The sequence below is a fragment of the Alistipes sp. AM16-43 genome, assembly GCF_003435745.1.
Lineage (GTDB): Bacteria > Bacteroidota > Bacteroidia > Bacteroidales > Rikenellaceae > Alistipes > Alistipes onderdonkii.
Genome location: NZ_QTUQ01000001.1, coordinates 410,666 through 423,048, shown reverse-complemented (window position 1 = coordinate 423,048; position 12,383 = coordinate 410,666). Strand labels below are relative to the sequence as shown.

Annotated in this window: 15 protein-coding genes and 1 tRNA gene; 9 read left to right on the top strand and 7 right to left on the bottom strand. The window is 58.7% G+C overall.

Translation table 11 applies throughout. The features are described 5' to 3' along the window. Nucleotides 1–27 precede the first annotated feature (27 nt). Both DW189_RS01730 and DW189_RS01725 read right to left on the bottom strand, forming a co-directional pair. Entirely contained in the window at nt 28–792 is a 765-nt protein-coding gene (locus DW189_RS01730; RefSeq protein ID WP_087403418.1) for a nitrilase-related carbon-nitrogen hydrolase, read from the bottom strand. Between the two features lie 393 nt (nt 793–1,185). Then, complete coding sequence (locus DW189_RS01725) at nt 1,186–3,012, bottom strand: CocE/NonD family hydrolase (protein WP_117506654.1); 1,827 nt, start codon at nt 3,010–3,012, stop codon at nt 1,186–1,188. Between the two features lie 214 nt (nt 3,013–3,226). Here DW189_RS01725 and DW189_RS01720 point away from each other — a divergent pair, with 214 nt between their 5' ends. Together DW189_RS01720 and DW189_RS01715 are read left to right on the top strand one after the other, a co-directional pair. After that, a complete protein-coding gene (locus DW189_RS01720) occupies nt 3,227–4,066 on the top strand; it encodes a S1 RNA-binding domain-containing protein (RefSeq protein ID WP_022332679.1) in 840 nt (279 codons plus the stop codon). Then, entirely contained in the window at nt 4,066–4,830 is a 765-nt protein-coding gene (locus tag DW189_RS01715) for a class I SAM-dependent methyltransferase (RefSeq protein WP_117506653.1), read from the top strand. Before DW189_RS01720 ends, DW189_RS01715 begins: the two co-directional genes overlap by 1 nt. 106 nt (nt 4,831–4,936) lie before the next feature. Here the strand turns inward: DW189_RS01715 and DW189_RS01710 are convergent, their stop codons facing one another. From DW189_RS01710 to DW189_RS01695, 4 genes are all read right to left on the bottom strand, one after another. Then, the gene (locus tag DW189_RS01710; RefSeq protein WP_009597992.1) at nt 4,937–5,158 is read right to left on the bottom strand and encodes a DUF2795 domain-containing protein; all 222 of its coding nucleotides are present in this window, start codon (nt 5,156–5,158) and stop codon (nt 4,937–4,939) included. Between the two features lie 161 nt (nt 5,159–5,319). Beyond that, on the bottom strand, nt 5,320–5,871 hold the full coding sequence (locus DW189_RS01705) for a cob(I)yrinic acid a,c-diamide adenosyltransferase (protein WP_117506652.1): 552 nt from the start codon (nt 5,869–5,871) through the stop codon (nt 5,320–5,322). Then, complete coding sequence (locus tag DW189_RS01700; protein WP_117506651.1) at nt 5,868–6,380, bottom strand: hypothetical protein; 513 nt, start codon at nt 6,378–6,380, stop codon at nt 5,868–5,870. The genes DW189_RS01705 and DW189_RS01700 overlap by 4 nt, the downstream gene beginning before the upstream one ends. A 5-nt stretch (nt 6,381–6,385) precedes the next feature. Then, nucleotides 6,386–7,663 carry an NAD(P)/FAD-dependent oxidoreductase gene (locus DW189_RS01695; RefSeq protein WP_117506650.1) on the bottom strand — a complete coding sequence of 426 codons (1,278 nt, stop codon included), beginning with the start codon at nt 7,661–7,663 and terminating at the stop codon, nt 6,386–6,388. An 84-nt stretch (nt 7,664–7,747) separates the two neighbouring features. Between DW189_RS01695 and DW189_RS01690 the strand changes: the two genes are divergently transcribed. From DW189_RS01690 to DW189_RS01665, 6 genes are all read left to right on the top strand, one after another. Then, nucleotides 7,748–8,683 (top strand): transcription antitermination protein NusB, encoded by a 936-nt coding sequence (locus DW189_RS01690; RefSeq protein WP_117506649.1) that lies wholly within the window; start codon nt 7,748–7,750, stop codon nt 8,681–8,683. A 6-nt stretch (nt 8,684–8,689) separates the two neighbouring features. Continuing rightward, nucleotides 8,690–9,112, top strand: coding sequence for a DUF1573 domain-containing protein (locus DW189_RS01685; protein ID WP_117506648.1), 423 nt, complete (start codon nt 8,690–8,692; stop codon nt 9,110–9,112). A gap of 71 nt (nt 9,113–9,183) precedes the next feature. After that, nucleotides 9,184–9,504 (top strand): preprotein translocase subunit YajC, encoded by a 321-nt coding sequence (yajC, locus tag DW189_RS01680; protein ID WP_018695411.1) that lies wholly within the window; start codon nt 9,184–9,186, stop codon nt 9,502–9,504. A gap of 357 nt (nt 9,505–9,861) precedes the next feature. Continuing rightward, nucleotides 9,862–10,110 (top strand): TIGR03905 family TSCPD domain-containing protein, encoded by a 249-nt coding sequence (locus DW189_RS01675; protein ID WP_018695409.1) that lies wholly within the window; start codon nt 9,862–9,864, stop codon nt 10,108–10,110. Between the two features lie 65 nt (nt 10,111–10,175). Continuing rightward, complete coding sequence (locus DW189_RS01670; protein WP_018695408.1) at nt 10,176–10,427, top strand: GlsB/YeaQ/YmgE family stress response membrane protein; 252 nt, start codon at nt 10,176–10,178, stop codon at nt 10,425–10,427. A gap of 13 nt (nt 10,428–10,440) precedes the next feature. Continuing rightward, nucleotides 10,441–10,623 carry a hypothetical protein gene (locus DW189_RS01665; RefSeq protein WP_022333428.1) on the top strand — a complete coding sequence of 61 codons (183 nt, stop codon included), beginning with the start codon at nt 10,441–10,443 and terminating at the stop codon, nt 10,621–10,623. A 161-nt stretch (nt 10,624–10,784) separates the two neighbouring features. Here DW189_RS01665 and DW189_RS01660 read toward each other — a convergent pair. Then, nucleotides 10,785–10,855, bottom strand: a tRNA-Gln gene (locus DW189_RS01660). A gap of 188 nt (nt 10,856–11,043) precedes the next feature. Here DW189_RS01660 and nhaD point away from each other — a divergent pair. Further along, nucleotides 11,044–12,381: a sodium:proton antiporter NhaD gene (nhaD, locus tag DW189_RS01655; RefSeq protein ID WP_174760528.1), complete on the top strand. Its 1,338-nt coding sequence runs from the start codon at nt 11,044–11,046 to the stop codon at nt 12,379–12,381. The last annotated feature ends 2 nt before the right edge of the window (nt 12,382–12,383 follow it).

Sequence of the window (12,383 nt, the reverse complement as noted above, 5' to 3'; positions counted from 1 at the left end):
CGGGGGCAATACCAAATTTTTCGGAAATCAGAATTCCAGTTCGAAGCCGTCGGCATCCATCCACGCCGGGAACTCCTCCCTGAAAGCCGCCTGCGCCTCGGAGTCGAATTCGGCGACGAGGGTCTGCTCCCGCTCACCGGCATCGGCCAGCGTGGCGCCACGGAAGTCGACGAGCGCCGAGTCGCCCGCATAGGAGGCATCGGGATCCGTGCCCACGCGGTTTACGCCTGCCAGGTAGCACTGGTTTTCGATGGCCCGCGCCCGCAGCAGCGTACGCCACACCTCGCGGCGGTCGTCCGCCCACGAGGCGCTGCACAGGATGGCATCGTAATCGCCCCGGTTGCGGCTCCACACCGGGAAGCGCAGATCGTAGCAGATCAGCAGCAGGAACCGGAACCCCATATATTCCACCACCACGCGGCGGTTTCCCGGAGTATAGTCGCGCGCTTCGCCGCCGGGACGAAACAGGTGCCGCTTGTCGTACCAGGCAACCCCGCCCGAAGGCTTCACGAAAAACATCCGGTTGCGGAACTCCCCGTTTTCGGCGATGACGACGCTGCCCACGACGGCTTTGCCGTATTGTGCCGCCCAGCGCCGCATGGTCGTGGCGACAAGCCCGTCGACAGGCTCGGCGACACGGGCGGGGCGCAGTTTGAACCCCGTGGCGAACATTTCGGGCAGCACGGCAATATCAGCATCGGCCGCCGCAACGATAGGCTCCAGACGTTCCAGGTTCCGGGCGGTATGTTCCCATTCCATGTCGACCTGGCAGACAGCAACACGTATTTTCATAGAAAAACTCCGTTTTGTAAACAAATATATAAAATTTTCTTACAGATCGCACCTGCGGGAATAAAAAACATGGAGGTTTGTAAGGCAGGGCGGCAACAAAGGGAACCGGGCATACAAAACAGACACACAGGGCGGCACCCTTGCGGCAGTGCGTACGGTTCGGCGATGAAAAGCAATGCGGGGAAACAGGGCGCGGGCAGCCGGTCGCAACCGGCCAAGGCGCACGGCCCTGCGACGGTCTGTCCAGACGAGCTGCCCGAACGACCAGACGCAGCCGGCAAGACAAACAGCCTTACACTGACGACCGGGCGCGGATTGTCAATAGGAGAATAGCGGACAGGCAAAACGACCGGACGAAGACAGGCACGAACGGCCGACGCCAACCCGTACGCCTCAACGCGCCTCCAGCCGCCACACCGTGACCGAGGAGGCATTGCCGCGCTGGTGCAGCAGCGAAATCCGGCAGGGCACGAAATCCGAAGCCCGGCAGTTCCAGACGTCGACGAACTGCTGGGGATTGCGTTCGGCAAGCGGGAACCAGGTGCTTTGTACCTGCACCATGATGCGGTGTCCGGCGCGGAACGTATGGGCGATGTCCGTCATCCGGAAAGGCACCCGCGCCGGGACACCGGGCGTAAACGCCTCGGGGCGCGAGAAACTGCGGCGATAGCGGCCGCGCATGATGTCGCCCCGCACGAGCATCCGGTAGCCCGGCAGCGGATCGTCCTCGGGGAAAAGGTCGATCAGCTTGACCACGAAATCGGCATCGGTCGTCGAAAGCGTCACCTCCAAGTCGGCATCGACCGGGCCGACGAGGGTCATATCCTCTTCGAGAGGCTCCGAAACGAACGTCAGCACGTCGGAACGGCCGGACAGGAAACGCTGGTCGGCGACCATATACTCTTTGGGACGGCGCAGACCGGAAACCTCGCAGTACGGCACGGGATCGGAAGGATCGGAGACATAGGTACTTGCGGATGTTTTGGCCGTCGGGCGCCGGGTATCGAGGATGCCGCCGCCGGCGAGGTACAACGTCAGTTTCCGGGCCCCGCGCGACAGAAAGCGGCCGAAAGTATGCCAGCGGTTGTCCCCCGAGGAAAAGACCGCGGCGGCCGGCAACGGAGCCGCTTCGTCCGTATTGCCGTCACGGAGGTAGTGGTCGAAGAACGGCACCTCGAAATGCTCCATATAATATTCCCACGAGGCATCGCTGCCGAAATCGAACGCCCCGAGCGTCCGGCCGCCGTTACGCCACGCCCCATGCGCCCACGGGCCCACGACCAGATGGCACGGCGTCGAAGGGCTCTGCCTGTTCAGGGCCCGGTAGAGGTTCCACGCCCCGAAGCAGTCCTCGGCATCGAACGTCCCGCCGACGATGAGCACCGCAGGCTGGACGTTGTAACAGGCACGGCGCAGGTCGCGTTCCTGCCACCAGGCGTCGTAATCGGGATGCGCGGACATCTCTTCCCAGAAGGGGTTGGGTTTCAGCAGCCCGGTAAGTTCCGCAAGCGCCGTATGCTCCAGGAAGAACGTCCGCTCGTCGGGCTGGGTCTGCCGGGACATGGAGGGCATTTTCGCGGCCGGAACACGTCCGGGAGGGGTATTCATACCGCTCAGGAAGCGGTAGGAGTCGGTGAGCATCAGCACCCCGTTGTGATGCACGTCGTCGCCCATGAACCAATCGGTGACGGGAGCCTGCGGAGAGACGGCCTTCACGGCGGGATGGCCGCAAAGGCCGCCCATCATGGCGTAGAACCCCGGATAGGAACACCCGGCGAATCCCACCCGGCCGTTGTTGTGCGGGATGTGCCTGACCAGCCAGTCGACCGTGTCGTAGCTGTCGGTCGTCTCGTCGGTCTCACCGCTGCCGGCGGGCCGGACATGCTCGAAGTCGCCCTCGCTCATATAGCGCCCCCGGACATCCTGCATGACGATGATATAGCCGCGGTCGACGTAGCTGCGCAGATAGCCTTTCTCAAACCCCTGCGGGAAGCGTCCGGCACCATAGGGCCCGCAGCCGTAAGGCGTACGAAAAATGATGACGGGGGCTTCGCCGGGCGCCTTGGGCGTATAGACCGCCGTGTAGAGGGCTACGCTGTCACGCATTGCGATGCGGTACTCGGCCTTGTCGTACAGCTCGGCGACGGGCTGCCCGGCAAAGGCCGCAACGGCGGCGAGCAGGCCGGTCAACAGGAGCGCGAAAAATCCACGGATTTTCATAGCAGGAAGGTTAAGGTTCGTTTTCGAAAGTTACGCTTTTTTCCGCAAACGCCCAAAAGTCGGCACGAACGGGGAGTACGGATCGGTGCTGCCCGATCCCACTGACTCCCGAAAAGGGATGCGGCCGCTCCCGCACCGCGGAACTTGGCCGGGAAAGTTGCAATCCCGCGAAAATAAACGTACTTTTGCAGGCGGTCAATTCCGCAATAACGATATGCTCAGAGCAGGACGCACCCAGAAACTTACCGTAAGCCGTGTTTCGGACTACGGATTATACCTTACGGACGAGGAACAGAACGAGGTTCTGCTGCCCAACCGTTATATATCCCTCACAGACAAACCCGGCGACGAAAAGGAGGTTTTCGTTTACCACGACTCGGAAGACCGCCTCGTTGCGACTACCGAAACGCCGCTGCTCCGCGCCGGAGAGGCGGGTTACCTGCGCGTGGTGGACAAGACCGTGCACGGGGCATTCCTCGACTGGGGATTGCATGGCAAAGACCTCTTCCTGCCCAACCGCAACCAGCAGGGCGGCATCCTCGCGGGACGGAGCTACATCGTATACCTCTATGAAGACAGCATCACGGGGCGCTGCGTGGCGACCACCAAGCTCAAGGGCTTCATCAACAACGACCTGATCACGGTGGAACCGCGCCAGGAGGTAGACCTGCTGGTCGCCTCGGAAAGCCCGATCGGTTACCGCGTGATCGTCAACAACCGCCATTGGGGCATGCTATACCGCAACCAGGTATTCCGCCCCGTAGCCATCGGCGACCGCATGAAGGGATACGTCCGCAAAATCACCGAGGACAACCGTATCGACGTGAGCCTCCAACAGGAAGGATATGCGCAGGTCAAGGATTCGGCAGAGGTTTTGCTGCAACTGGTGATCGGCAACGGCGGGCACTTGCCGTTGAACGACGACAGTTCCCCGGAGGAGGTGAAACGCCTTACGGAGATGAGCAAAAAGGTCTTCAAACGCTCGCTGGGCGTGCTGATGAAACGCGGCGCGGTCGAAGTGGGCGAAGACGGGATAAAAGTCAAACGGCAATAATGGGTAAAATGAACACGGCGGAACGGGTTTCGCGCGAGATGTCCGACAATTTCGTCTTCCAGCGGTCGCTGCTGGCTTACCATGCCGCGGCGCAGCGCATCGGCGGCGACGTATTGGAGATCGGCACGGGGGCGGGTTACGGTATCGAGGTGGTGGCACCCCATGCACGGAGTTTCATCACGGTGGACAAATTCGCCCCGGCAGCGGAGCTTACGCGGCATCCGCATGTCGAATTCCACCAGGCCGTAGTGCCGCCGCTGGCATTCGCGGCCAACAGTTTCGATTTCGTGATCTCGTTCCAGGTGATCGAGCATATAAAGCAGGACGTCGAATTGGTGCGCGAAGTGAAACGGGTACTTAAACCGGGCGGCAAGTTCATCGTGACAACCCCCAATGCACCGATGTCGCTCACCCGCAACCCATGGCACGTACGGGAATATACGGCGGAACAGCTGCAAAACCTGCTGGAGCATGAATTCCGCTCGGTCGAAGCCCTCGGAGTCGCAGGCAACGGGAAAGTCATGGCCTACTACGAACAGAACCGCCGCAGCGTGGCACGCATCACGCGCTTCGACATCCTGGATCTCCAGCACCGCCTGCCCCGCCGCCTGCTCCAGCTACCCTACGACATCCTGAACCGGATCAACCGCCGGAAGCTGCTGAAGGCAAATACCGACCTCACGTCCTCGATCCGGATGGAGGATTACCGCATCTGCCCGGTGTCGGACGATTGTTTCGACCTGTTTTACGTGGCCGAAAAATAGCCGCTGAGCACCCTCGGATTACAATCGGTTTACTATAAAAAAGAGCAAGCAGCCTCATGCGGGGCTGCTTGCTCTTTTTAACGGCTCGTCCGAGCGCTCGTCATGTTTAATATTCCTCTTCGTTGAAGAAGAAATCGTCTTTCGACGGGTAGTCGGGCCAAATATCTTCGATAGATTCGTAAATCTCACCCTCGTCCTCTATTTCCTGCAGATTTTCGAGCACTTCGAGAGGCGCACCCGAACGCACGGCATAGTCAATCAGTTCATCTTTCGTAGCGGGCCAGGGAGCATCTTCCAGCTTCGATGCCAATTCAAGTGTCCAGTACATAGTTCCAAGTTTTTAAGTTCCCAAATATCAGCGGATTAACATCAGGCAATAATCGCTATTCCGCTATCACTGATTTGCAAAAGTATAAAAAAAACGAGAAAAACAAAGAAAAAATTACAAAACATCCATGCGCACGCATCAATAAACTGGAATACAAAGCTTTATGGAATCCACAAGGTCTCCTCGACGCCGTAATGCTCTGTGAGCGTGCGCCCGAGCAGATAGAAATAGTCGGAAAGGCGGTTCAGCCACATCAGCACGATGGCATCCGTGCCGTATTTTTCATCGGCACGCAACGCGGCACGCTCGGCACGCCGGCAGACCGTACGGCACACGTGGCACATCGAAACGACGGCGTTGCCACCCGGGATCGTGAATTTGTCGATCGGTTTGAGCGCGTCCTGCATCGCATCGATACGGCCTTCGAGCCAGGTGACGGCCTCGGGAGCCAGCGGCGCGACCTTCCCGCATCCTGTTTTCCCGCACGCCAGCAATGCCTCGACGGTCATCAGGCGTGACAGGATACGGTTCAGGTCGTCGACATAGGGCGACAACGCAGCTTCCGCACGCATGTTGTCGCAGAGCAAAGCCGCAAATGCTGCCAATTCGTCCACCGTGCCGTAAGCCTCGACCCGTTCGTCGGTCTTGAAAACCCGTTCGCCGCCGACAAGGGAGGTCGTTCCCTTATCGCCTTTTTTCGTGTATACTTTCATATCCGGAAATGTTGTTTCGGCAAATTATTATTGAAAACCAGCAGGTAACCGCGGTTGTCCACCGTCGTCGAACGGTGCGCAGCGACGATTTGCAAGCACATGGCCCGGCGTTCACGCCCGTCGTAGGGGGACATGACCGCCACCGTATTCCCGGCGGCAGCCGCATCACCGACCAGCGCGAGCGTCTCCGTCCGGGACAGGCTGCGCGTCGCTATGCAGAACTCCGCATCCGCACGATTCAGGCCAAAAGTGGCGTAGCCGCAATGAATCGCCAGGTTTTGCAGCTGCACGGCGCGGCGTTCGGGCACCCCGGCCGCGAGCAGTTCACGGAACAACGCCCGGTCGCCGGGAAGCAGCGTATCGCGCATGAAGACATGGCGCACGACATCGTATACGAAAGGCGAATGCACGCCGTGCCCGCGGAAGAAACGGGCCCGGGAGAGCCTGTTGCGCAGCTCAGTGACCCGCCCGTAAAATTTCAAACCGAGTTTATGGCCGCCGATTCCCATAACCGTTATTTTTTCAACAGCCCCGCAAGGCGCCCCGTCGAAAAGGCGATCTGAAGGTTATAACCACCCGTATTGGCATCGAGGTCGAGCACTTCGCCCGCGAAATAGAGCCCCCGGATCTTCAGCGATTCCATGGTATAGGGGTTGACTTCGGCGCAGGAAACGCCCCCGGCCGTCACGATGGCGTATTCGAACGGCGCATAGTCCGTGATGGGGAACGTGAATCCCTTGAGCGTCTTGATAAGGCGGGTTATCTCCTCTTCGGTGAGCTTGCCGATGTAATTCTTTCCGTTGACACCGAGTTCGTGCACCAAAGTCATCACGAGCGGCTTGGGCACCAGCTTGCGCAGCAACTCGGCGAAGAACTCCGTCGGCTCCATCCCGGCTATCTCGCGGGCGATACGTTCGCGCAGTACCTCTTCGGTCAGTGCGGGTTTCAGGTCGACGACCAGTTTGACGCGGCGTTCGTCGATCAGCGCATCGACCGCATCGCGGCTCATGCGCAGCGCCACGGCACCCTCGATGCCGCGCTCGGAGAAGCCCAGTTCACCGAACTCCTCGCGCACGGGTTCGTCGTCGACATAGAGCACGGCCCTGATATTTTTCAGCAACAGACCGTGGAGGTAGCCGATCTGCGGATACGACGAAACGAGCGGCGTCAGCGAAGGACGCACCGGTTCGACGGTATGTCCCAGGTCGGCCGCAAAGGTGTAGCCGTCGCCCGTGGAACCCGTGGCGGGATAGGAAACGCCACCCGTGGCGACGATCACCTGCGGGCATTCCTCCTTGCGTTCGAAACCGCGCCTGTTGATATAGCGGACGCCGAAGACCTTATCACCCAGGGTCATGATCTCCGTCACGCGCGTATTATAAATGATCTTCACGCCGTTCTCGTAGCAATATTCCAACAGCGCATTGGCGATGTCCCACGCCTTGCCGCTCTTGGGAAAGACGCGCTCGCCGCGTTCGATGTCGAGCTTCACCCCGGCCTTTTCGAAGAAACGGATGGCGGCGCGGTTATTGAACTCGGCGAAAGCCTGTCCGAGAAATTCCGCGTTGGTACGCACCTGCGCGGCAAACTCCTCGGCCGGGCGGGCGTTGGTGACGTTGCAGCGCCCTTTGCCCGTGATACGGACTTTACGGCCCGACTTGTCCATCTTTTCGATCAGCAGCACACGCTTGCCATCGCGCGCCGCCGTACCTGCGGCCATCATGCCCGCTGCCCCAGCCCCGATGACGATCACATCGTACGGCCGGATTTCTTTTTCTTCGATTTGTTCCATACGGCTGCAAAGATAGACAATAATTCTTTCTTTCCGGAAAAATTTTTCCTATCTTTGCGGCCGAAAAAACCGTTCTAAACAGATATGTTGAGCAGAAGATTACTCCGTATAAAGGTCGTCAAGGCACTGTTCGCCCACCTCAAATCGGGCGCCGACAACATGATGGCATCGGAAAAAACGCTGATGGCGTCCGTCGACAAGGCCTACGACCTCTATTTCCAGATCCTGACCCTCCCCGTGGAGCTGGCGCGTTATGCCGAGCAGCGGCAGGAACTGGCCAAACAGAAAAAACTGCCGACATACGAAGACCTCAACCCCAATACCAAGTTCGTAGACAACCGGGTGACCCGCGTCATCGCCAACAGCGATGCCGTGAACGACCATATCGCCGCCCGCAAGCTGGGCTGGGGCCGCCATCCGGAGCTGATCCGTACGCTCTATACACAGCTCTCGGAAAGCGACTATTTCAAGGATTACATGCTGCGCGAGGAGCGCTCGTTCGCCGACGACCGCAAGCTGCTCGAAGATTTCTTCAAGGAGCTGCAGAGCTGCGAGGCGCTGGAAACCGAGCTGGAAGAGATGTCGATCCTCTGGAGCGACGACCTGCCTTACATCGTGATGATGATCCTGCGTTCGCTCTCGGGCCTGAAACCGTCGCACACCGAGCTGAAAGTCCCCTCGAAGTTCAAGAGCGACGAAGACCCCGAATTCGTGAAGACGCTTTTCGAAAAATCGCTGGTCAACTACGATGCCTACCAGGATTACATCGAAAAGTTCACCGCCAACTGGGACGTGGAACGCATCGTGTTCATGGACAACCTGATCATCGGCACGGCCATGGCCGAACTGACCTCGTTCCCGTCGATTCCCGTCAAGGTGACGCTCGACGAGTACATCGAGATTTCGAAATACTACTCGACACCCGGCAGCAGCACCTTCATCAACGGCGTGCTGGACAAGATCGTCGAATCGCTCACCGCCGAAGGCCGCATCAGGAAAGCCGGCCGCGGCCTTATCTGAGTCCCGATGCTGCGCGGGTTGTTGTTGCTGGCGCTGGCCGTGACGACGGCGGCATGCGGCACCCGGCAGGCACGCACGGGCGAGACCGGGCGGAAAGGCCGGATTATCGCCGTCACGGACACGATCCTCGACACGGGCGGCACGGATACCGTGCGTTTCGGACGCATGCACTCGGGGGAGGTGGCCGTGCTCAGGCTCTGGATCGAAAACCGGGCATCGAAGCCCGTAGCCATCACCCGATACGACCGCAATTGCGGGTGCACGACGCTCGGATATGACGCACAGCCCATTACGCCGGGCGATGCGCAGCAGGTATCGCTCACCTTCGATGCGCGAGGCGAATGGGGCTGGCAGCTCAAAACGCTGGACATCGCATTCGCCGGCGGGCGGAAACCCCTGAGGCTGTTCATCGAGGCCGAAGTGGAATAAACATTTGTGTATTCGACAATATTTCGTATATTTGTTCCGTTAACGGAAATAAACACTAAACATAACGACGTATGATTAATTTTCTTCAGGTACCGCCCGTAGAGCCCCAGCCGGGTTTCATGCAGCAGTACAGTTTCATCATTATGATCGGCCTCATGGTGCTGGTTTTATGGCTCTTCATGTGGCGCCCCGAATCCAAGCGCCGCAAGCAGATGCAGGCATTCCGCGAAGGCCTGAAAAAAGGTGACAAGGTAATTACCGCCGGCGGCATTTACGGTACGGTGAAAGAGATCAAGGAGACGACCCTGCTGATCGAGGTGGACGGCAACGTCACGCTGCGCATCGACAAGAACATGGTCGTAGCCGACAACAGCGACCTTCAGCGCCAGTAAAAACCTGTTTCAGATAATAAAAAAGCTGCAAAAATTTGCAGCTTTTTTATTTGCAGGTTCAAATATTTTATTTTACATTTGCATACCTGTCCGGAAAACCCGGGCACAGTCCCAACAACATTGTCGAGGGGGGGGGGAATTTCTAAGCGCCTCTTACAGATTACCTCTTTCTCGGCAATGTTTTTTATGTCCGTATGTCTGCAAACGATCCTGCGGGGATTTTGGCCCAAATCCGCAGCCGGCCGGCAAGGCGTTCCCCAGAAAATTCGGGACAAAAAATCCTGAACGCGCAAACAAGGCAGCAAATGCAACCGGTTTTATCGTTATATTTGCATCCGGATTCTTCAACGCATACACATGACCCGACACATATCCTACCCTACCCTCGGCACCTGCTCCCGGCAGATCGACATCGAACTGGAAGACGGCATCATCCGCAATGTGACGTTCACGGGCGGCTGCCACGGCAACACGCAGGGCATAGCGGCGCTCGTGCGCGGCATGAAAGCCGCCGACGCGATAGCCCGGCTGGAAGGCATCGACTGCCGCGGCAAGGGCACTTCGTGCCCCGACCAGCTGGCCAAAGCCCTCAGGCAGGCGCTCTGAACCGACGCAGCGACCGTTCGGGAACGGATTTTGCACACGGAGCAGCAGATCAAAACAGAAACTCTATGTATTTCGTATGGTATCTCCTGCTCGGCTTGGCTTCCGGATGGATCGCCAACCTCATTGTCAAAGGCAGCGGCTCGGGGCTCATCGTCAACCTCGTCGTAGGGCTGGTAGGCGGCGTGCTCGGCGGCTGGCTCTTTTCGTTCTTCGGGCTGGTTCCGGCAGGCACGCTGGGCAGCCTGGCCACATCGGTCATCGGCGCCGTGGTGCTACTATGGATTGCCGCAGCCATCTCGCACAAGAAAATCCGTTAAACCCGCAACGATTATGGACAACATGAAAAACGGCGTACACGCCGACACCGCAGAAGCGGAAAACACGGAGACCATGGATCTCCTGGCCGGAATGCTCGATGCCTCAACGCATTGCGGCGACAACGACGAGGACGACAAGGAACCGGCACAGGCGGTCGAAGAAACTCCCGGCGAAGAATCCGCGCCCGGAAAATAATAACCGCAGGGAAAAAACCGACAGTTCTATTCAACGAGCAAAGTGTGCGGACAGTCCGCACACTTACCGTATCCAGCATACTGGGCAGAAGCAGGACGAAGGAGGATTCAGGCGAATAATACAACAAACATAATCCCGCATTGATAGTCAATGCGGGATTGTTGAGCTGCCAGGACTCGAACCTGGAACGACAGAACCAAAATCTGCTGTGTTACCATTACACCACAGCTCAATCCGTTGCTCGAGAGCGGGACAAAGATAAGCAAAAAATCGCAATTTACAACCGGAAAACAGAAAAATGCCCGACTCTTGCAGGGGTGCAAGAAAGAATTTCATTACTTTTGCACGCATGGAGCCGACAAGCCGGACAACGGGCCGGCAGGCGCCCTGCTGAAACAAAAACGAAAAATACGATACGGTATGATCCTGACAATGATCCTGCTCTTCGTGGTGGGCTACGCCTTCATCGCGCTGGAGCACAAAGTTAAGGTCGACAAATCGGCCATCGCACTGCTGATGTGCGGAGCCATATGGACGATCTTCAGCCTCTGGGGGCACGATGAGAATATCAGCCACGACATGGTCGACCACCTGGGCGACACGTGCGAGATACTGGTGTTCCTGATCGGCGCCATGACGATCGTCGACCTGATCGACTCGCACGGCGGTTTCAACGTCATCACCGACCACATCAAGACCCGCAACAAGCACAAGCTGATGTGGCTGCTGGCTCTGATCACCTTCTTCATGTCGGCGGCGCTGGACAACATGACCACCACGATCATCATGGTGATGCTCCTGCGGAGGATCATCGCCGACCAGAAGGAGCGCTGGATCTACGCCAGCCTGATCGTCATCGCGGCCAACAGCGGCGGTGCCTGGTCACCGATAGGCGACGTGACGACGATCATGCTGTGGATGCGGGGCAACGTCACCTCGGCAGCGCTGATGGGGACGCTCTTCGTACCGTGTATCGTCTCGGTCGTCATCCCGACGGCGATCGCCATCCGGTATATCCGCAACGAGGACGCGGCCCCGGTGGACGAGAGTACGTTCGAAGCGGAACTGCCCGCGGGTGTGGGCCCGCGCCTGAGCAAATTCATCCTCATCACGGGTGTATTGAGCCTGTTGTTCGTACCCGTGTTCAAGAGCATCACCCACCTGCCGCCCTACATGGGCATGATGGTCTCGCTGGGTGTGATGTGGGTTCTGACGGAGATCATCTACGACCGCAAGCGCGGCATCGAGGAGTCGATCAAATGCCGCGTGACGAAGGTGCTCAAGCATATCGACATGCCGACGATCCTCTTCTTCCTGGGAATCCTGATGTCGGTGGCGGCGCTGGAAACCGCAGGCGTGCTGACCGACGTGGCGAACTGGCTCGACAAGCAGGTACACGAAGTGTTCACCATAGCGGGCGTCATCGGCATCCTGTCGTCGGTGATCGACAACGTGCCGCTGGTCGCCGCCTGCATGGGCATGTACCCCGTGATGGACACGGCGGCGGTGGCCGCGAGCGCCGACCCGGCCTACATGCAGTCGTTCGTGCAGGACGGGTTGTTCTGGCACCTGCTGACTTACTGCGCCGGGGTGGGCGGAAGCCTGCTGATCATCGGCTCGGCAGCCGGCGTGGTGGCGATGGGGCTCGAAAAGATCAATTTCGGGTGGTATTTCAAGAAGATCACCTTGCTGGCCTTCGCAGGCTATGCGTCGGGCATCCTGGTGATCCTGCTCGAACACCTGCTGGTCGGGCTCTGACC